The organism is Halomonas daqiaonensis, assembly GCF_900109725.1.
In the GTDB taxonomy this organism is placed as follows: domain Bacteria; phylum Pseudomonadota; class Gammaproteobacteria; order Pseudomonadales; family Halomonadaceae; genus Halomonas; species Halomonas daqiaonensis.
In genome coordinates this window covers 25,672-46,451 of the sequence record NZ_FOBC01000027.1, presented here as the reverse complement: position 1 = coordinate 46,451, position 20,780 = coordinate 25,672, and the positions used below count along the sequence as shown (strand labels likewise).

15 protein-coding genes and 1 rRNA gene are annotated in these 20,780 nt (G+C 64.2%); 6 read left to right on the top strand and 10 right to left on the bottom strand.

Annotated features, from left to right (window positions below; genetic code table 11):
• From BMY30_RS16450 to BMY30_RS16420, 7 genes are all read right to left on the bottom strand, one after another.
• Nucleotides 1-127, bottom strand: a 16S ribosomal RNA gene (locus BMY30_RS16450); the annotation flags it as partial.
• 568 nt (nt 128-695) lie between these two features.
• On the bottom strand, nt 696-2,177 hold the full coding sequence (gene prpD / locus BMY30_RS16445) for a 2-methylcitrate dehydratase (protein ID WP_089715716.1): 1,482 nt from the start codon (nt 2,175-2,177) through the stop codon (nt 696-698).
• 99 nt (nt 2,178-2,276) lie between these two features.
• Nucleotides 2,277-3,446 carry a 2-methylaconitate cis-trans isomerase PrpF gene (gene prpF, locus BMY30_RS16440; protein ID WP_089715713.1) on the bottom strand — a complete coding sequence of 390 codons (1,170 nt, stop codon included), beginning with the start codon at nt 3,444-3,446 and terminating at the stop codon, nt 2,277-2,279.
• Nucleotides 3,443-6,082 (bottom strand): Fe/S-dependent 2-methylisocitrate dehydratase AcnD, encoded by a 2,640-nt coding sequence (acnD, locus tag BMY30_RS16435; protein ID WP_089715711.1) that lies wholly within the window; start codon nt 6,080-6,082, stop codon nt 3,443-3,445. Before acnD ends, prpF begins: the two co-directional genes overlap by 4 nt.
• A gap of 85 nt (nt 6,083-6,167) precedes the next feature.
• Complete coding sequence (prpC, locus tag BMY30_RS16430) at nt 6,168-7,295, bottom strand: bifunctional 2-methylcitrate synthase/citrate synthase (protein ID WP_089715708.1); 1,128 nt, start codon at nt 7,293-7,295, stop codon at nt 6,168-6,170.
• Between the two features lie 50 nt (nt 7,296-7,345).
• Nucleotides 7,346-8,236, bottom strand: a complete 891-nt coding sequence (gene prpB / locus BMY30_RS16425; protein ID WP_089715706.1) for a methylisocitrate lyase — start codon at nt 8,234-8,236, stop codon at nt 7,346-7,348.
• A 29-nt stretch (nt 8,237-8,265) separates the two neighbouring features.
• On the bottom strand, nt 8,266-8,982 hold the full coding sequence (locus BMY30_RS16420) for a GntR family transcriptional regulator (protein WP_089715704.1): 717 nt from the start codon (nt 8,980-8,982) through the stop codon (nt 8,266-8,268).
• A gap of 238 nt (nt 8,983-9,220) precedes the next feature.
• Between BMY30_RS16420 and pabB the strand changes: the two genes are divergently transcribed.
• Both pabB and BMY30_RS16410 read left to right on the top strand, forming a co-directional pair.
• Nucleotides 9,221-10,618 carry an aminodeoxychorismate synthase component I gene (pabB, locus tag BMY30_RS16415; RefSeq protein WP_089715725.1) on the top strand — a complete coding sequence of 466 codons (1,398 nt, stop codon included), beginning with the start codon at nt 9,221-9,223 and terminating at the stop codon, nt 10,616-10,618.
• Between the two features lie 86 nt (nt 10,619-10,704).
• Nucleotides 10,705-11,325 carry a phosphoadenosine phosphosulfate reductase domain-containing protein gene (locus BMY30_RS16410; protein WP_089715703.1) on the top strand — a complete coding sequence of 207 codons (621 nt, stop codon included), beginning with the start codon at nt 10,705-10,707 and terminating at the stop codon, nt 11,323-11,325.
• A gap of 54 nt (nt 11,326-11,379) precedes the next feature.
• On the opposite strand, the gene cysB is transcribed toward BMY30_RS16410, so the two are convergent.
• A complete protein-coding gene (gene cysB / locus BMY30_RS16405) occupies nt 11,380-12,351 on the bottom strand; it encodes an HTH-type transcriptional regulator CysB (protein ID WP_089715701.1) in 972 nt (323 codons plus the stop codon).
• Between the two features lie 233 nt (nt 12,352-12,584).
• Between cysB and trxA the strand changes: the two genes are divergently transcribed.
• Nucleotides 12,585-12,908: a thioredoxin gene (trxA, locus tag BMY30_RS16400; RefSeq protein ID WP_089715698.1), complete on the top strand. Its 324-nt coding sequence runs from the start codon at nt 12,585-12,587 to the stop codon at nt 12,906-12,908.
• 97 nt (nt 12,909-13,005) lie between these two features.
• Here the strand turns inward: trxA and BMY30_RS16395 are convergent, their stop codons facing one another.
• Nucleotides 13,006-14,100 carry an AI-2E family transporter gene (locus BMY30_RS16395; RefSeq protein ID WP_089715722.1) on the bottom strand — a complete coding sequence of 365 codons (1,095 nt, stop codon included), beginning with the start codon at nt 14,098-14,100 and terminating at the stop codon, nt 13,006-13,008.
• A 127-nt stretch (nt 14,101-14,227) separates the two neighbouring features.
• Here BMY30_RS16395 and BMY30_RS16390 point away from each other — a divergent pair, with 127 nt between their 5' ends.
• On the top strand, nt 14,228-15,010 hold the full coding sequence (locus tag BMY30_RS16390) for an SIMPL domain-containing protein (RefSeq protein WP_089715696.1): 783 nt from the start codon (nt 14,228-14,230) through the stop codon (nt 15,008-15,010).
• Between the two features lie 6 nt (nt 15,011-15,016).
• On the opposite strand, the gene serS is transcribed toward BMY30_RS16390, so the two are convergent.
• A complete protein-coding gene (gene serS / locus BMY30_RS16385; protein WP_089715694.1) occupies nt 15,017-16,294 on the bottom strand; it encodes a serine--tRNA ligase in 1,278 nt (425 codons plus the stop codon).
• A 212-nt stretch (nt 16,295-16,506) separates the two neighbouring features.
• Between serS and ydiJ the strand changes: the two genes are divergently transcribed.
• Together ydiJ and BMY30_RS16375 are read left to right on the top strand one after the other, a co-directional pair.
• Nucleotides 16,507-19,647 carry a D-2-hydroxyglutarate dehydrogenase YdiJ gene (gene ydiJ / locus BMY30_RS16380; protein WP_089715692.1) on the top strand — a complete coding sequence of 1,047 codons (3,141 nt, stop codon included), beginning with the start codon at nt 16,507-16,509 and terminating at the stop codon, nt 19,645-19,647.
• Nucleotides 19,648-19,703: 56 nt separating this feature from the next.
• On the top strand, nt 19,704-20,765 hold the full coding sequence (locus BMY30_RS16375) for an efflux RND transporter periplasmic adaptor subunit (RefSeq protein ID WP_244516253.1): 1,062 nt from the start codon (nt 19,704-19,706) through the stop codon (nt 20,763-20,765).
• Nucleotides 20,766-20,780: the final 15 nt, after the last annotated feature.

The window sequence follows — 20,780 nt, the reverse complement described above, 5'->3', positions numbered from 1 at the left end:
AGATTCCTATGCATTACTCACCCGTCCGCCGCTCGTCAGCACCCCGAAGGGCCTGTTACCGCTCGACTTGCATGTGTTAGGCCTGCCGCCAGCGTTCAATCTGAGCCATGATCAAACTCTTCAGTTTAAAATCATCGGTGCGTTAAGCACACCAAACTTGGCTCAAGGTCTAAACGTTCTCAAAAGGATCCGAAGATCCTTGACGAGTCGCTTGCCTTGAATGTTTCAGTGACTGGTCACCAACATCCCGACAAGCGCCCACATGAATTACCTGATCGATTGTTAAAGAGCGGCTCTGATCTCTCGAAGAACAAGAGGAGCGTCTCGCTTGCTGGCGTGCCACCAGGTGGCTCGTCAGCGCCCTGCGAGGAAGGCGTATTCTACGTGATCGGCTGGCGCTGTCAACCCTGCGGGGCGTTTCGAAAAACCCAAACAGAAACAACCACTTCCGCCGATCATCACCGCCTGCAACGTTGCCCGTCGCCGGCAGCGGATGCGTACTTTACGATCTTCAGCTGAAACACGCAACCCCTGTGCGTCAGAAAATATAGTCCATCATCTCGCGACGCGCCATGATCGCCGCCAACGCCGCTCCGGAGAGTCGCCTCGGGACCCTTCGAGTCGCAACCAGGACGGTTGATTTTCCCGTACTCCCTGCCGTGCGAAGTCCGGATGGCGACGGGCCCTGCGGATGTTCAGATCACGAAGAGATCAACGAAACGATTGACCGGGGTACTCTCCAGGCGCGCCTGTTCCTCGCACACCTCGAGTATCTCCTCGCAGCGGCCGGACGGGAAACGGGTCGCCAGGTTGCGCCGGAACTTGTCGACCAGCAACGGGATCCCTTCGGCACGGCGGCGGCGATGGCCTACCGGGTAGTGGACCTCGACCTTCTCCGTGGCACTACCGTCCTTGAAGAAGACCTGGATGGCATTGGCGATGGAGCGCTTCTCGGGATCGTAGTAATCCCTCGAATAGGCCTCATCCTCGACCACCTCCATCCTGGCGCGCAGCTCATCGATGAGCGGGTTCGCCTCGTGGAATTCGTCCTCGTAGTGCTCGGCAGTCAGGTTGCCGAAGATCAGGGGTACGGCGGTCATGTACTGCAGACAGTGGTCTCGGTCGGCGGGGTTCGCCAACCCTCCCTCCTTGGAAATGATACGTATCGCCGAGTCGTGCGTGGTCAACACGATGCGGTCGATCTCTTCCAGACGGTTCCTGACCTCAGGATGCAACGTGACGGCGGCCTCGCAGGCCGTCTGGGCGTGGAACTCGGCCGGGAAGGAGATCTTGAACAGGATGTTCTCCATCACGTAGGTGCCGAACTCGCGCTGAAAGGTAAACTTTCGCTCCGCTTCCGGCTTGAGTGCCAAATTCTTGTTGGTATGGCTGAACAGGATGTCATAGAACCCCCACTGCGGGGCGGACAGCACCCCGGGTATACCCATTTCGCCGCGCATGGCGATATCGGCAAGGCGCACCGCCCGTGATGTGGCATCGCCGGCGGCCCAGCTCTTGCGTGAGCCGGCATTGGGGGCATGGCGGTAGGTACGCAGGCTCTGGCCGTCGACCCAGGCATGGGAGAGTGCCGAGAGCAGTTGCTCGCGACCGGCGCCCATCAGCTTGGCCACCACCGCGGTCGAGGCCACCTTGACCAGTACCACATGATCGAGGCCGACGCGGTTGAAGGAGTTGTCCAGCGCCAGGATGCCCTGGATCTCGTGGGCCATGATCATGGCCTCCAGCACCTCGCGCATGGACAGCGGCGATTCGCCCTGGGCCAGTCGCTTCTGGGAAAGATGATCGGCGATGGCCAGGATCCCCCCCAGGTTGTCGGAGGGATGACCCCACTCGGCGGCCAGCCAGGTATCATTGTAATCGAGCCAGCGGATGATGGCCCCGATGTCCCAGGCCGCCTTGACGGGATCCAGTCGAAACGAGGTCCCCGGAACGCGAGCGCCATGGGGCACCACGGTGCCCTCCACCAGAGGGCCGAGGTGCTTGGTGCACTCAGGAAAGCGCAGCGCCAGCAGGCCACAGCCCAGTGTGTCCATCAGGCAATGGCGGGCGGTGTCCAGCGCCTCGCCGCTGTCGATCGTGAAGCCGAGGACATAATCGGCGATCTTCTGTAGTTCGGCGTCATAATCCGGCCGCACATTGGCTTCCACGGTACTCATGCTTTTCTCCTGCTGTCGCTTGAGATTACACCCTACCACTATAGAAAACGCCCCGAGTCTCAGGACCCGGGGCGATGACAATTTTCCAGCGATCTCTGCTCAGAAACTATCGCCGGGCACTCGCACGAAGCCCTCCATCAACACACGGGCACTGCGGCTCATCACCGCCTCATCGATCACCCAGCGGCCGTCCACCAGGCTGGCCTCGGCGCCCACTCCCAGGGTGCCGGAAGGATGACCGAAGGTCACTGCATTGCGCTTGCCGCCACCGGCAGCCAGGTTGACCAGAGTCCCCTCGATGGCAGCGGCCGATGCGATGGCGACCGCCGCGGTGCCCATCATGGCGTGGTGCAGCTTGCCCATGGAGAGCGCGCGTACCAGCAGATCGATCTCCTGCGCGTTGACCTGCTTTCCGCTCGAGGAGAGATAGTCGCCCGGAGGCGCCACGAAGGCCACCTTGGGGGTATGCTGGCGGGCTGCTGCCTCGCTGACGTCACCGATCAGCCCCATGCGCACTGCTCCGTAAGCGCGAATGGTCTCGAACATCCCCAGCGCCTTAACATCGCCGTTGATGGCTTCCTGCAACTCGGTACCGGTATAGCCGATATCGGCGGCATCGAGGAAGACGGTCGGGATACCCGCGTTGATCATGGTCGCCTTGAGTCGGCCGATGCCTGGCACCTCAAGCTCATCAACCAGGTTGCCGGTGGGAAAGATGGCGCCCTCGCCGTCCGCCGGGTCCTTGAAGGCAACCGGCACTTCAGCAGCAGGGAAGGTTACCCCGTCCAGTTCGAAATCCCCGGTCTCCTGGACCTGGCCGTTAGTGATCGGTACACGGGAGACGATGGTCTTGCCGATATTGGCCTGCCAGATCCGCACCTCGGCTGGGCCGTTCTCCGGGATACGCGACGGGTCCACCAGGCCATTGCTGATCGCGAAGGGCCCCACCGCTGCGGAAAGGTTGCCGCAGTTGCCGCTCCAGTCGACGAAGGGCTTGTCGATGGAGACCTGGCCGAACAGGTAGTCCACGTCGTGATCGGGACTCTCGCTCCTGCTCAGGATCACCGTCTTGCTGGTGCTGGAAGTCGCTCCCCCCATGCCATCGATCTGTTTCTGGTAAGGGTCGGGACTGCCGATCACCCGCATCAGCAGGCGATCACGGGCCTCGCCGGCTACCTGGGCAGCTTCCGGCAGATCCGTGAGCTTGAAGAAGACGCCCTTGCTGGTACCGCCACGCATATAGGTGGCAGGAATCCGGATCTGGTTCATGCTCCCGCCACCTCCTCACTCTTTGCACCTTCGAGGAAGTCCTGAGCGAAGCGCTGCAGCACGCCGCCAGCCGTATAGACGGAAACCTCCTCGGCGGTATCCAGGCGACAGGTGACCGGCACTCGGTCGACCTCGCCGGTCTTGCGGTGAATCACCAGCTCTAGTGTCGCACGGGGGGCCAGGGCACCTTCCACGTCATAGGTCTCGGTGCCATCCAGCTGCAGGGTATGGCGGGTCGTCCCCTCCTGAAACTGGATGGGCATCACGCCCATGCCGATCAGGTTGGTGCGGTGGATGCGCTCGAAGCCCTCGGCGACGATCGCCTCCACACCGGCCAGGGCCACGCCCTTGGCCGCCCAGTCACGCGACGAACCCTGGCCATAGTCGGCACCGGCGATGACGATCAAGGGTTGGCCGCGATCCATATAGGTCTCGATGGCCTCCCACATGCGGGTGACCTCGCCATCCGGCTCGATGCGCGCCAGCGACCCTTGCCTCACCTCGCCGTTCTCGTCCCGCACCATCTCGTTGAACAGCTTGGGGTTCGCCAAAGTGGCCCGCAGGGCGGTGAGATGGTCTCCACGGTGGGTCGCGTAGGAATTGAAGTCCTCCTCCGGCAGGCCCATCTTGTGCAGATATTCCCCCGCGGCGCTGTCCATCATGATGGCGTTGGACGGCGACAGGTGGTCGGTGGTGATGTTGTCCGGCAGGATCGCCAGCGGGCGCATGCCCTTCAGCGCTCGCGCGGCCGCCATGTTGCCTTCCCAGTAGGGCGGGCGACGGATGTAGGTGCTCTGCGGACGCCAGTCGTAGAGCGGGCTCTCGGCCTTCTCGAAGGCGTCCAGGTCGAACATCGGGATATAGACCTGCTTGAACTGCTCCGGCTTGACGAACTCGCCGACGATAGCGTCGATCTCCTCGTCGGAGGGCCAGAGGTCCTTGAGCGTCACCGGGTTGCCGTTCTGGTCGGTACCCAGCACGTCCTTCTCGATGTCGAAGCGCACGGTACCGGCGATGGCGTAGGCCACCACCAGCGCTGGCGAGGCCAGGAAGGCCTGCTTGGCGTAGGGGTGGATACGACCATCGAAGTTACGGTTGCCGGAGAGCACCGCGGTGGAGTAGAGGTCGCGGTCGATGATCTCCTGCTGGATATCGGGATCCAGGGCGCCGGACATGCCGTTGCACGTGGTACAGGCATAGGCAACGATGCCGAAGCCGAGCTTCTCCAGCTCGGTCAACAGGCCAGCCTCCTCCAGATAGAGGCGCGCGACCTTCGAGCCGGGAGCGAAGGAGGACTTCACCCAGGGCTTGCGAATCAGGCCGAGCTCGTTGGCCTTCTTGGCCAGCAGGGCGGCACCCACCACATTGCGTGGGTTGGAGGTATTGGTGCAGCTGGTGATGGCGGCGATGATCACCGCGCCATCGGGCATCTTGCCCGCTTTTTCTTCCGCCCGGGCCTTGTCAAGGTCCTTGGCGATACCGCTATCGTGCAGGGCGCTGGTAGGCAGGCGGCGATGGGGATTCGAAGGACCGGCCAGGTTGCGTTCGACAGAGGAGAGGTCGAATGTCAGCACGCGCTCGTACTGGGCCTCCGTCAGGCTGTCGGCCCACAGGCCGACCTGCTTGGCGTAGGTCTCGACCAGTTCTACCTGCTCCGGCTCGCGCCCGGTGAGGGTGAGATAGTCGAGGGTCTGCTCATCGATGTAGAACATCGCCGCCGAGGCACCATACTCCGGCGTCATGTTGGAGATGGTCGCGCGGTCGCCGATGGTCAGGCTCTTGGCTCCCTCGCCGAAGAACTCGAGATACGCCCCGACCACGCGCTCCTTGCGCAGGAACTCGGTGATGGCCAGCACGATATCGGTGGCGGTGATGCCCGGCTTAGGCTTGCCGGTGAGCTCGACACCGAAGATGTCGGGCAGGCGCATCATGGAAGGACGACCCAGCATCACAGTCTCGGCCTCGAGGCCGCCCACACCCACGGCGATCACGCCCAGGCAATCGATGTGCGGGGTGTGGCTGTCGGTACCCACGCAGGTGTCGGGGAAGGCCACCTGCTTGCCCTGCTCATCGCGGCGCACCTGGATCACGGGTGACATCTTCTCCAGGTTGATCTGGTGCATGATGCCGTTGCCCGCGGGAATCACGTCGACGTTCTCGAACGCGGTCTTGGTCCACTCGATGAAGTGAAAGCGATCCTCGTTGCGACGATCCTCGATGGCGCGGTTCTTGTCGAAGGCGTCCTGATCGAAGCCGGCGTGCTCGACGGCCAGCGAGTGATCGACGATCAGTTGGGTCGGCACCACCGGGTTGACCTTGGCCGGGTCACCACCTCTTTCGGCGATGGCATCACGCAGGCCGGCGAGGTCGACCAGTGCCGTCTGGCCGAGGATGTCATGGCACACCACGCGGGCCGGGTACCAGGGGAAATCCAGGTCACGCCGACGCTCGATCAACTGCCTGAGCGACTCGGTGAGCATCTCCGGCTCGCAGCGGCGAACCAGCTGCTCGGCCAGCACTCGTGAGGTATAGGGAAGGGTGTCGTAGGCACCGGGCTGAATATCCTCGACGGCCGCGCCCACGTCGAAGTAGTCCAGCTCGGTGCCGGGAAGCGATTTACGATATTCGGTGTTCATGGCGTCTGGGGTCTCTCACTGACAACTGGCACGTGACGGGGATTGGACAGGACGGCCCTTAGGCCGTCCTGGCGGCCGCAGTCGATCAGTCACGCTGCTCGATGGGCACCCACTCGCTCTTCTCCGGGCCCACGTAGTCGGCACTCGGACGAATGATGCGGTTGTTGGCACGTTGCTCGAACACATGAGCGCACCAGCCGGTGACGCGCGAACAGACGAAGATCGGCGTGAACAGCTTGGTGGGGATGTCCATGAAGTAGTAGGCGCTGGCATGGAAGAAGTCGGCGTTGCAGAACAACTTCTTCTCGCGCCACATGACTTCCTCGACGCGCTCGGAGACCGGGTAGAGCACGCTGTCGCCCACGTCCTCGGACAGCTTCTTGGACCAGTGCTTGATGATGGCATTGCGCGGATCGGACTCGCGGTAGATCGCATGGCCGAAGCCCATGATCTTGTCCTTGCGCTCGAGCATGCCCATGATCTTGCTCTCGGCCTCGTCCGGCGACTGCCAGTTCTCGATCATCGCCATGGCCGCCTCGTTGGCACCGCCGTGGAGCGGGCCACGCAGGGAACCGATGGCACCGGTCACGCAGGAGTGCATGTCGGAGAGGGTCGAGGCACAGACGCGAGCGGTGAAGGTCGAGGCATTGAACTCGTGCTCGGCGTAGAGGATCAGCGAGACGTTCATCACGCGAGCATGGAGCTCGGAGGCCGGCTCGCCGCGCAACATGTGCAGGAAGTGGCCACCTACCGAGGCGTCATCGGTCTCGGTCTCGATGCGCACGCCGTCATGACTGAAGCGATACCAGTAGCAGATGATCGAGGGCAGCACGGCCAGCAGGCGGTCGGAGACGTCCTGCTGCTCATCGAAACTCTCTTCCGTCTCAAGGTTGCCCAGCATGGAAGCACCGGTGCGCATCACGTCCATCGGGTGGGCGTCTTTCGGGATCTGCTCGAGCACGGTCTTGAGTGCCTGGGGCAGGCCACGCATGCCCTTGAGCTTGGCGACGTAGGCATCGAGCTCGGCCTGGGTGGGCAACTTGCCCTTGAGCAGCAGGTAGGCCACTTCCTCGAACTTGGCCTTATCGGCCAGTTCCTTGATGTCGAAGCCACGGTAAGTCAGGCCTGAGCCGGTCTGACCGACGGTGCACAGGGCGGTAGTGCCGGCGCTCTGGCCGCGCAGGCCGGCGCCGCTGACGGGTTTATCTGCCATCTGGTGTCTCCTAGTAAGTCGGTTCTTGTCGAGCTGGTGGCCGGGCAGCGTTACGCCTCGCCACCTTTTTCCGCGAACAGCGCGTCGAGCTTGCGCTCGAAGTCGTGATAGTTGAGGAAGTCGTAGAGCTCGTCGCGGGTCTGCATGGTGTCGACCACGTCCTTCTGATGGCCGTTGTCGTGAATGCTCTGGTAGACCTTGAGCGCCGCAGCGTTCATGGCGCGGAAGGCAGACAGCGGGTAGAGCACCATGCGGCAACCGACCTCACCCAGCTCCTGCTGAGTGAACAGCGGCGTGGCCCCGAACTCGGTGATGTTGGCCAGGATCGGCGCATCGACTCGCTCGCAGAACGCCTTGTAGTCATCGAGGGTGTGCACGGCCTCGGCGAAGATAGCATCAGCCCCTGCCTCGATGCAGGCATTGGCCCGCTCGATGGCAGCATCCAGGCCATCCTTCTGGAAGGCGTCGGTACGCGCGATCAGGTAAAAGTCCGGGTCGAGGCGAGCATCCGCAGCGGCCTTGACGCGGTCGACCATCTCTTCCTGGGAGACGATCGCCTTGTTGGGGCGATGGCCGCAGCGCTTCTGAGCGACCTGGTCTTCGATATGCACGGCAGCCACACCGGCACGCTGCATCTCCTTGACGGTACGGGCGATGTTGAAGGCGCCGCCCCAGCCGGTGTCGATGTCCACCAGCAAGGGCACATCGGTGGCGCCACAGATGCGATGAGCATCCTGCACCACATCGTTCATGGTGGTCATGCCGAGATCCGGCAGGCCGAAGGAGGCATTGGCCACGCCACCACCGGAAAGGTAGATGGCCTGGTGACCCACCCGTTCGGCCATCAAGGCAGTGTAAGCATTGATGGTACCGAGGATGGGCAGCGGGCGGTTGGCCTCGAGGGCAGCTCGGAAGCGAGCACCTGGGGTCTGTTGCGTCATGAAAGGTCTCCGTATGTTGTCCGAGCGCCTCAGGTGGGCGTCTCACTGTCCTGCAGTTCAAGGGATGCCGCATAGCGTTGGACGACATTCGCCCGGGACGCACTGACGTGGCGGCGCATCAGCAGCTCCGCCAGCTCGGTGTCGCCGGCCTCGATAGCATCGACGATGCGGTGATGTTCGACGAAGGCGCGCTGGGGTCGCGCGCCGCTGGCACTGAACTGGGTACGATAGAGCCGCACCAGGTAGTAGAGGTCATCGCAGAGCATGCCCATCAGCATCTTGTTGTGGCTGCCCTGGACGATCCGGAAGTGGAAATCCAGGTCGCCCTCGCGCTGATAGTAGGCCTCGCCGCGACGCAGGTCGGCCTGGCGCTCGTGCAAGGCCAGCACCTCACGCAGCCCGGCGATCTCCCCGGGGGTCATGTGCTCGGCGGCGAGCCGGGCGGCCATGCTCTCCAGGGCCTCGCGCACGTCGAAGAGCTCGAGCAACTCCTTCATGGAGAGCTTGACCACCCGGGCCCCGACATGAGGCACCCGTTCGATCAGCCGATGTCCTTCGAGACGGCGCATGGCTTCTCTCAGAGGCCCGCGCGAGATTCCGTAGGCCTTGGACAACCCCGGCTCGGTGATCTTGCTGCCTGGAGCCAGCTCTCCCCTGACGATGGCATCTTGCAGCTGCTGAAAGACCCGTTCCGCCAGAGTGCGGACTTCGGGGAGCGTGGCGTGTTCCGGTGCGAGTGAGTTCATGGGAATTGTCGACAATCAAGTGGTGAGAGAACTGTAGACATTGCCCTCATCGGGGTCAACAGCCCGGAAGGGCAGAAGCGCTTAACCTTTGGTTGTAGACAACCCGGAGCGCTTATCCTTCAATGTCGACAATGATGACGCCAGGCGACATGCCGAGAGCGTGACGGGTACGCCAGCGGGAGGGACAAGAGGGCTCACGATGCCTAGAATGGGGCGTCTGTTTCGGGAAGATGCCGTGATGACACCACCGATCGAGATCACCCCCCTGCCCTACCGCGAGGATCCGCTGGCGTACTTCGCTGCGCTGCGCGACAGGCCCGGTGCCGTGCTGCTCGATAGCGGCCGCCCGACGGCGCCGGGTGGCCGATATGACATCCTCAGCTGCGACCCTCTCGCGCTGCTCGAGGTCGACGCCGCCGGCCGCGTGCAGGGTGATCCGACACTGGCGGCACACTCGCCCTTCGCCGCCCAGCAGGCGCTGCTAGACCGCTTGCCCGGCGATGTCCCGGACAGCCGGCTACCGTTTCTCGGCGGGTTGATCGGCTACTGGAGCTACGACCTGGGGCAACGACTCGAACCGGTGGCAGGACAGGCCCGACAGACGGTCAAGCTGCCAGCCAGCCGGGTCGGCCTCTATGACTGGGCACTGATCCAGGACCACGATTGCCGGGAAAGCTGGCTGGTGAGCAGCGCCTCACGCCGCCATCAGGTAACCGAGTGGCTGAACGCGCCGGCCCGTCCGGCAGCGGACTTCCGCCTTACCGTTCCCTTTACCGCCGAGCTCAGCCGCGACGACTACCTGGCTCGCTTTGCTACCGTGCAGGACTACATCCGCGCCGGCGACTGTTACCAGATCAACCTGGCCCAACGCTTCAGCGCCCCCTTCGAAGGGGACCTCTGGGCGGCCTACCGTCGCCTGCGCGATACCACGCCCACCCCCTTTGCCGGCTACCTGGCCTGGGACGACAAGGCGATCCTCTCGCTCTCACCGGAACGGTTCCTGCTCTGCCGGGATGGGCGGGTCGAGACCCGCCCGATCAAGGGCACGAGGCCGCGAGGCACGACACCCGAGGAGGACCGGCGGCTGGCCGGTGAACTGGGCGCGAGCCTCAAGGACAGGGCCGAGAACGTGATGATCACCGACCTGCTGCGCAATGACCTGGGTCGGGTGTGCCGGCCGGGCAGCGTACGGGTACCACAGCTCTGCGGCCTGGAGAGCTACGCCAATGTGCACCACCTGGTGAGCGTGATCATCGGCGAACTGGCGACAGGACAGCGACCCATGGACCTGCTGGCCGCCGCCTTCCCAGGCGGCTCCATCACCGGTGCACCCAAGGTGCGAGCCATGCAGATCATCGACGAACTGGAACCCAGTCGGCGCAGCGCCTACTGCGGCAGCCTCGGCTACGTGGACGTGCGGGGACAGATGGATACCTCCATCGCCATTCGCAGCGTGGTGGCCGAGGGAGGAAAGCTGCATCTCTGGGGCGGAGGAGGCCTGGTCGCCGACTCCCGGGGCGAAGACGAATACGCCGAGACGCTGGACAAGATCCGCCACCTGATGCAGGCCTTGTCCGCGGCTGACAATGACCTCTTATGGAATAAAAAGACAGCCCGTTACTGCCTGAAGGAATAGATATCCAATGAATCGGTATTGGGGAAGGCATCACCGGCTCTGCTAGGGTAGCCCCATACTCAAGAGCAACACTCCGGGAGCCCCTAATGGCGCAGCAACTCGATGTCATCAACCGGGAGCTCGGCAACGACCCCGAGGCCCTGATCCGCTGGGCGCTGGACCAAGGGCAACGGCCGATCTGCACGACCAACTTCCGCCCCTTCGAGGCAGTGATCCTGCACATGGTCACGCGCCAGCAACCGGATATTCCGATCGTATGGATGGACAGTGGCTACAATACCGAGGCCACCTACCGGTTCGCCGATGACCTGATAAAGCGCCTGGAGCTCAACCTTGTGAGCTACCTGCCACGGCGCACAAGGGCCCATCGAGAGGCACTGGAAGGCCCTGCCCCGGGGATCGAGGATCCGCACCACGACGCCTTCACCCGAGAGGTGAAGCTCGAACCCTTCGAACGCGCCCTGCGCGAGATGGCACCGGATGTCTGGTTCACCGCCCTGCGCGCCGAAGACACGCCGGAACGCGCCCGCATGGCACCAGTGAGTCGCAATGAGAACGGCCTGTTGAAGGTTTCACCCTTGCTTCACTGGACGGCTCGCGATCTCTACCGCTACCTGCAGGAGCATGACCTGCCCAACAACTTCGACTACTTCGACCCCACCAAGGTCGAGGAAAAGCGCGAGTGCGGCCTGCACCTGCAGCATTGATGGCGAGGGGCCATCGCCGGTGCGATCACCGGCGATGACTGACAAAACGGCAGCTCAGCGCTCGGGCAGCTCGATATCCTTGAAGAGGACTTCCTCGTGTCGCGGGCCAGCGGCAAGGGCCGCGTCGACCAGATCCCGCGTCAGGTGGACGGCAAAGCCCTCAAGGAAGTCATACATGTAGCCGCGCATGAAGGTGCCGCGCCGGATACCGATCTTGGTGGTGGAACTCTCGAAGAGATGATCGGCCTCCAGCGCCACCAGATCGGTATCGTGCTCGGCATCCACGGCCATGTGGGCGACGATGCCGACCCCCATGCCCAGCCGAACATAGGTCTTGATGACATCGGCATCGGCGGCGGTTAGCACCACGTTGGGCGTCAGCCCCCGGGCCCGGAAGGCATCGTCGAGCTGAGAGCGTCCGGTAAAGCCGAACACATAGGTGACCAGCGGATAGGCCGCCAATGCCTCCAGCGTCAGGGTCTGCATTTCGGCCAGCGGATGCCCCTGGGGTACCAGAACGCAGCGGTTCCAGCGATAGCAGGGTAGCAGCACCAGGTCGTTGAAGAGCTCGAGAGATTCGGTGGCAATGGCGAAGTCGGCCTGGCCATCGCTGACCATCTGGGCGATCTGCTTGGGTGTACCCTGCTGCATGTGCAGCGCGACATCGGGATACTCCCGGGTGAAGTCGCGGATCACCGGGGGCAATGCATAACGCGCCTGGGTATGGGTAGTGGCGATCGCCAGGCTGCCGCGACGTTCATCGCTGTGCTCCTGGGCGACCTCCTTGATGTTCTCGGCAAGCCTCAGCACTTGCCCGGCCAGTTCGATGATCGCCTCCCCTGCGGGGGTAATGCGGGTCAGGTGCTTGCCGCTACGGGCGAAGATCTCGACACCGAGTTCGTCCTCGAGCAGGCGGATCTGTTTAGAGATTCCCGGCTGGGAGGTGAAAAGACTCTGGGCAGTGGCCGAGACGTTGAGGTTGTGGCGCGACACCTCCCAAATGTAACGCAGCTGTTGAAGTTTCATGGCCGCCCTCCCTCGCGTGTCGCGGGGCCTTTAAAATACCCGTAAGACATAAGAAAATTACCCATGATCGTTTTATAGCATAACCTGGCCGAACCGATGCAACCGCTTTCATGAACTCTGCTACATGGAAGGGATTTGCCAGCACTCCGGTCGGCCGCTACCATCGTCCGACCGGGCATGCCCTGCATGTCACCCCATCCGCTCGATGCAGCGCAACGAAACTGGAGAATCACATGGCCAATAACGTCGATGTCACCAATGCCAACTTCGAGCAGGAAGTCCTCAAGGCCGATACGCCGGTCCTGCTGAAGTTCTGGGCCCCCTGGTGTGGTCCCTGCAAGGTGATGGCACCGGTGGTCGACGAGGTCGCCGAAGAGCGTGACGGCAACCTCAAGGTCGTCAGCATCAACGTGGACGATGCCCCCGAGATCGCCGCGGAACAGGGCGTGCGCGGGGTGCCGACAGTGATGCTGTTCAAGTCCGGCACCAAGGTCGCCTCACTGGTCGGCGCACAGTCGAAGTCACAGCTGACCCAGTTCATCGATCAGAACGCCTGATCTCACGCCCCCCTGGACGCCTTATCGCCCCGGCCATGCCTGGGGCGATGTTGTTTCCTGCCCCTGGTGTTTCCTGTCCCTACATTGCGTCTCGTACTTATTCCTCCTCCCGTTCGGAGATCGGGCGGTCGGCCTTCTCGATCGGCGACTCATCCCCCGGCCCCAGTAGATGGGCGATCCAGCGGGTCTCGGGATGACTGTCCAGGGCGATCTTCAGGGTCATGGTCAGCACCACCGAGAGCAGCATCCCCACCGCACCGAAGATCCAGCCCCACACCACCAGCGACAGGAAAGCCACGAAAGTCGACAGCCCCAGAGCCCTTCCCATCACCCGCGGCTCGATGATGTTGCCCATCACGAAGTTGACCCCCAGATAGGCCGCCGCCAACAGCGTCGCATCGAATAAACCGCCCTCGGGAGCCACGAGCAACAGCAACACCGGAGGAAAGGCGGCGATGGCCGAACCGATGTTGGGAATGAAGTTGAACGCGAAGGCCATTACCGCCCACAACAGTGCAAACTCCACACCCACCAGCTTGCAGGCCACCCAGATCAGCGCACCGGTTACCAGGCTGATCAGCGTCTTGACGGCCAGGTAGCGCTTGAGGGTGAGGCTGAACTCGTTGAAGCGGCGCAGGCTAGGGGCCGGATTGACCAGGGCGCGGGAGACCTTGTCGCGGAAGTTGAGCGTCTCGAAGAGCAGGAACATCACCAGCAGGGCCACCACGACGCTCTGCATCATCAGGTTGCCCACCTCGCCTAGGACCGCCGGAATCCAGTCGCCGATCTGCTCGGCGTCCAGCAGTTCGGCCAGCCGATTGGTATCGATGGCAAGTCCCAGCCCGGCCAAGCCGTCAAGGAATCCCAGATAGTACTGGTAGAGCTTCTGTTCGATCCCCGGCAATGCATCGACGAAGGTGCCGAAGCTGTTGGCCAGCAGCAGGCCGAGCAGGAAGAGAAAACCCCCGATCACCACCAGCGTCAGCCATACGGCCAACCGCATGCCCAGCCCGAGACGATGCAACCAATGCACGGGCGCAGTGCAGACGACCGCGATAAACAGCGCCAGCAGCAGCGGCACCAACAGGCTGGATCCCGCACGCATGCCCGCGACGATTACCACCAGGGCGGCCAATGCCAGGGTCAGGTTAAGGGGGATGGTGCTCTGCTGATTGTCTTGGGGAAGGGGCATACCCGGACTCACGATCATTAGAAGTCTATTCATGATGCCGGGGCAGGAGGGAAATGCAAAGCACGGGAACCATCCCCTGTCCACGGCCTCGAAGCCGAGGTGTGCGCTACGCAACAAGGAGAGAAACATGCCGATTGCCCGCCCATTGCGACCACTGCTCGTGCCGGCCCTGGCCATACTGATGGTCACGGTATCGCCGCCGATGCTGTCCCATGCTCTCGCCGCGGAGACGCCCAGCCGCCTGGACGTCCAGGCCGAGACCGAACTGCACGTGGTGCCGGATCGCGCCACGCTCAATGCCCGCCTGTGGGAACACACACCGGCCATCGCCCAGCACAAGGGGTCGACGAACGACCCGGATGCCCTTCGCGAGGCCCGCGACAGGCTGGAAACTCGTGCCGCCAGCCTGATTCGCGCCCTGGAAGAGGTGGGGCTGGAACGCAAGGCGATAAATGCCGGCTCCCTGAATGTGCAACCCGAGCACCTGCCGGGCGAGCGTAGCGCGCAAGGGGAGCGCGAGACGCTGGTGCGCACCCGCCTCGAGCGACCTGTTCGCGTCCAGATCGATGATCTCGAGCAACTGCCCAGGCTGCTCGATGCCCTGACCGCGGCCGGCGTGGATGCCCTGGATGGCGTGAGCTATGACCTGGCCGACCGAGACGGGGCTACCGACGAGGCGCTGGTCAAGGCGCTGGAGAAGGCCCGCCACAAGGCCAGTCTAATGGCCGAGACGCTGGACATCGAACTGGGTGAGGTGATCAACGTGAACGAGACCCGGTCGCCGGTCTTCCAGCCGCAGATGATGGCCATGAGTGCCGATACGCGCGAGAGTGCGCCCCAGGCCGAATACCGCCCAGGCACCATCACCATCCAGGCAGGCGTCAGCGTCAGCTGGGCAATCAAGCCGTAAGCCGGGTCAGGCGTTGATGGTATCGACCCCACCCATATAGGGCCGCAGCGCCTCGGGCACGGTGATCGAGCCGTCCTCGTTCTGGAAGTTCTCCAGCACGGCCACCAGGCAGCGGCCCACCGCCAGGCCGGAGCCGTTGAGGGTATGCAGGAGCTGCGGTTTCTTCTGCTCGGGGTGCCGGAAGCGCGCCTGCATGCGCCGCGCCTGGAAATCCTCGCAGTTGGAGACCGAGGAGATCTCGCGATAGGTATCCTGGCTCGGCAACCACACTTCCAGGTCATAGGTCTTGGCGGCACCGAAGCCCATGTCCCCGGTACACAGGATCACCACACGATACGGCAGTTCCAGTGCCTGGAGAATCGCTTCGGCGTGGCCGCGCATCTCCTCCAGCGCCGCATAACTCGTCTCCGGCGCCACCAGTTGCACCATCTCGACCTTGTCGAACTGGTGCTGGCGAATCATGCCGCGGGTGTCGCGGCCGTGGGAGCCCGCCTCGCTGCGAAAGCAGGGTGTGTGGGCGGTTAGCCGCATGGGAAGCGTCTTGGCATCGAGGATCTCGTCCCTGGCGAAGTTGGTCAGCGGCACCTCGGAGGTGGGAATCAGGTGGTAGCCGCGTTCATCGTCCAGCCTGAACAGATCCTCACCGAACTTGGGCAGCTGGCCGGTACCGCGCAGGGACGCCTCGTTGACCATGTAGGGGACATAGCACTCCTCATAGCCGTGCTCGAGGGTCTGCTTGTCGAGCATGAACTGCGCCAGCGCCCGATGCAGCCGGGCGACGGGTCCGCGCATCACCGCGAAACGCGCCCCGGTCAGCTTGACGGCCAGGTCGAAGTCCAGATCGCCCTTCAGTTCGCCCAGGTCGACGTGGTCGCGAACCTCGAAGTCGAACTCGCGTGGTGTTCCCCAGCGATGCAGCTCGACGTTGTCGCTCTCGTCCTCGCCTTCGGGAACGCTCTCGTGGGGCAGGTTGGGAATGCCGCTGACCGCATCGTCCCACTCGGCCTGCACCTCGGCCAGTCGCGCCTTGCCGCTATCCAGGCGATCGCCCAGGTCGCTCACCTCATCGAGCAGCGGCTGGATATCCTCGCCCGACGCCTTGGCCTTGCCGATCGCCTTGGAACGAGTGTTGCGCTCGTTCTGCAGCGACTCGGTCTCGGCCTGTAGCTCACGCCGCCGGGACTCCAGGGCCGACAGGCGATCGATGTCCAGGGTAAAGCCCCGCTTGGCGAGTCGTTGAGCGACGGTTTCGAGGTCGCTGCGCAGCAGTTTGGGATCGAGCATGGAATCCGGTCCGTTGCAGTCGGTGATTGGAGGTATCGGCCGCGTGGACGCGGCGGCTGGAAAACAGGCCGCCCATTGTAGGCAAAAGGCCGCAGGGGCGCCACGCACGCCCGGCGCCGGGGTGCGCGCATCGGCCTACCGGGGTAGAGTAGGGCCACCCTCTCTCCCCCGCCCGGCCTTGCCGTGGTGGCGCCAAGACTGAACACGACACCATGATTGCACGACTGGATACCGCCGACTCGCGCCGACTCGAGGGCCTCGACGCTCGTTACCTGCGCTTCCTCGATGCCCTCGAGGCTGCCGGCTTCGAGGGCGAAATCGCTCCGGACTATGCGGCCCGCACGGTACTGGCCACCGACAACTCCATCTACCAGCGGCTGCCACAGGCAGTGCTCTATCCCCGGCATACGCAGGATCTCGAGCGCATCGCCCAACTGGCCGGTCGGGGTGAGCACCGCCAGGTGGTGCTCACCCCCCGCGGCGGCGGCACCGGCACCAATGGCCAGTCGCTCACCGACGGCCTGGTGGTGGATGTTTCCCGGCACATGAACCGGATTCTCGACATCGACGTGGAGAATCGCCGTGTACGGGTACAAGCGGGGGTGGTCAAGGACCAGCTCAACGCCGCACTGAAGCCCCATGGCCTATTCTTCGCGCCGGACCTCTCCACCTCCAACCGCGCCACCATCGGGGGCATGATCTCGACCGATGCCAGCGGCCAGGGCAGCTGCGAGTACGGCAAGACCCGCGACCATGTCCTCGAGCTCGAGAGCGTACTGCTGGGCGGCGAGCGGCTGGTGAGCCACCCGGTGGACGAGCACGCACTCGAGACGCTGTGTGCTCGCGATGACGTCAGCGGCCGCGCCTACCGCACCGCGCGAGAGGTCATCGACACCCAGGGCGAACTGATAAAGGCCACCTTTCCGCCTCTCAACCGCTGCCTGACGGGCTACGATCTGGCACACCTGAGAGATTCGCAAGGCCGGCTCGACATGAACAGCCTGCTGTGCGGCTCCGAGGGCTCGCTGGGCCTGCTCGACGAGGCGGTGCTCAATGTTCTGCCGATCCCTAAGCACTCGACACTGGTCAATGTGCGCTACGCCGGCTTCATGGATGCCCTGCGCGATGCACGGGCCCTCATGGGCTCTTCACAAGCTCAGCCGCAGGCGCGTCCCACCTCCATCGAGACGGTGGACGACACCGTGCTGATGCTGGCCATGGAGGACTTTGTCTGGGACAGCGTGGCGGAATTCTTTCCCTCGGGGGAAACGCCGGTACGCGGCATCAACCTGGTGGAGTTCAATGACGACGACCCCGACCGGCTGGCCGAACGGGTCGCTGCCTTCTGTCGCCATCTGGCGGTAGATGCGAGCGTCGAACGCCTCGGCTATACGCTGGCCGAGGGGCGCGAGCAGATCCAGCGCGTCTACGAGATGCGCAAACGCGCCGTGGGCCTACTGGGCAACGTTCAGGGCGAGAAGCGCCCGATTCCCTTCGTGGAGGATACCGCGGTGCCGCCGGAGCATCTGGCCGACTTCATCGGCGAGTTCCGCGCCGCCCTGGACGCCCGGGGCCTCGAGTACGGAATGTTCGGCCATGTGGACGCCGGGGTGCTGCACGTGCGCCCGGCCATCGACATGAAGGACCCCGAACAGGCGCGGTTGATCCGTGAGGTCTCCGACGAGGTGGTCGAGCTGACGCAGAAGTATCACGGCCTGCTATGGGGCGAGCATGGCAAGGGGGTGCGCTCCGAATACTCGCCGGCGTTCTTCGGCGAGCTCTATCCCAGCCTGCAGCGGATCAAGGCCGCCTTCGATCCCCATAACCAGTTGAACCCCGGCAAGATCGCGACGCCTGTCGAAGCGGTCGAGGAGCAGGGAATAAAGCTGGTCGATCCGGGCCTGCTGGCTATCGATGGCGTGCCCACTCGAGGCCAGCTCGACCGCACCATCGATGAGCGGGTCTGGCGGGCCCACGCGGCCACCGTCTACTGCAACGGCAACGGCGCCTGCTACAACTACGACCCCGATGACGCCATGTGCCCCTCCTGGAAGGCCACCCGCGACCGCGTCCATTCGCCCAAGGGGCGCGCCAGCCTGATCCGCGAGTGGCTGCGCCTGCAGGGCGAGGCCGATATCGACCTGGTCGAGGAGTCGAGAAAGAAGAAGGCCGAAGGCACCTGGGGCTTCATCAGGGATTTCCCCATGCGGCTCAGGAACACCCTGGCCAAGCGGCGCGGTGAGGCGGACTTCTCTCACCAGGTCTACGAGGCCATGGCGGGCTGTCTGGCCTGCAAGTCCTGCGCCGGCCAGTGCCCGGTAAAGGTCAACGTGCCGGACTCGCGCTCGCGCTTCCTCGAGCTCTACCACGGCCGCTATCTGCGGCCGCCACGCGACTACCTGATCGGCGGCCTGGAGTTCCTCGCTCCCAGCCTTGCCTGGATCGCGTCGCTCTATAACGCCGCCCTGGGCAATCGCCTCGTCAACCGACTGCTGGCTGGCCCCGTCGGCATGGTGGATAGCCCACGGCTCTCCCGCGCCAGCCTGAAGAAGCAGCTGGCGGCCTGGGGCGTAGCGGAAGCGACGCCGACGTCGCTCGGCCTGCTTACCGAGACGCAGAAGGCACGCAGCGTGGTGCTCGTGCAGGACGCCTTCACCAGCTACTTCGAGGCCAGGCTGGTGATGGACATCGTCGAGCTGTTCAGCCGCCTCGACGTGCGAGTCTTCGTCGCCCCCTACGCGCCCAACGGCAAGCCGCTCGATGTCCAGGGCTTCCTGGGCGCCTTCGAACGCACCGCCGAGAAGCAGGCAAAGCGTCTTCGAACGCTGGCCGCGTTCGGCGTGCCCCTGGTAGGCATCGACCCGGCCATGACCCTGACCTATCGCCAGGAGTACGTGAAGGCGCTGGGGCCGGACGCTGTACCCGAGGTGCTGATGCTGCAGGAGTGGCTGTTGGCTCAGTCCACGACCCTGGCCACCCCCCTGGTCCCCAATGGCCTGGACGTGGATGACCCGCGCTACCGGCTGCTCTCCCACTGCACCGAGAAGACCAACGCCCCGGGCAGCCCCAAGGCCTGGCAGCAGGTCTTCGCCGCCTTCGGCCTGGAGCTCGAACTGGTCAGCACCGGCTGCTGCGGCATGTCCGGCACCTACGGCCACGAGGCACGCAACCGCGAGACCTCCAAGACCATCTACGCCCAATCGTGGCAGCCGGTAGTGGAGGATGACGCCAACGCCGGCAGGCTACTGGCCACCGGCTACTCCTGCCGCAGCCAGGCAAAGCGGTTCTCCGACGCTGCTATACCCCACCCGCTGCAGGGATTGCTGCAGCAGCTGCGCATCGCTCAAGTTTGAGCGGCGAAAACCATGGCCCAGGGAAGTTTTTGCCGCCCGAGTTCACAAGGAGAATCGTGATCATCATTCGCCCCATGCGCTCCCTCCTCGCCCTGGGCCTGTTGCTTGGGCTTGCCGCCCCGCTGCTGGCCCAGGAGGCTCGCGTCACTACCGCCCGGATCGAGAAGCGCGTCATCGTGGAAACGATCGCGATCAACGGCAGCGTGACGGCCCCACGAACCGCGCATCTTTCCAGCGATGTGGCTGGACGCATCACCCAGTTGCCGGTCTCGCTCGGCGAGCATGTACAGGAAGGCGACCTGCTGCTGGCCATCGATGGCGAGGAGGTCGCGCTTCAGGCACAAAGCGCCGACGCCGATGTCGGCGAAGCCCGGGCGGCGCTGGACAACGCCCGTCGGCGGCTACGGGAAGGCAACCGACTCGGCGAAGGGCGCAACATCGCCAGCAGCGAGCTGAGTCAGCGCGAGACCAACGTCGCCATCGCCGAGGCGACGCTGGAGCGCCGCCTCGCCGAGCTCGACCGTCTCGAGGTCCGGCTCGAACGCCACCGCCTGCAAGCACCGTTCGCCGGCAGGCTCACCCACCGCGACGTGGCCATCGGTGAGTGGGCGACGCCAGGTACGCCGCTGTTGACGCTGATCGACCTCGAACGGCTGACCCTCGACTTTGCCGTGCCCCTCGACCTGCATCACCGGCTCGCCGACGCCGAGCTCGAGGTCCGCCTTCCTGGGAGCGACGACTGGCTCTCGGCCCAAACCATCGCCGAAGTGCCGCTCGAGGACGGGTCCTCGCGCCAGTTCCTGCTGCGCGCCACGCTCGATAACCCCCCGGCCATGCTGCCGGGCATGGCCGTGCAGGGGCGGCTGCTGCTCAGGAACGGGAGCGGTCCTGTGGTGCCACGCGACGCCCTCATCCGCCGCCCGGACGGTAGCATCAGCGTCTGGCTGGCCCGTGAAGAGGACGACGAATGGCGCGCCAACGAGCAACGCGTCACCCCCGGCGCCAGCCACGAGGGCCAGGTCGCCATCCAGCAGGGCGTCGAGGCCGGTGAGCGCGTCGTCCTCAGGGGAAACGAGCGCCTGGAAGAAGGCCAGCCGCTCATTCTGGACGACGAATGAAGGAGCACTGAATCC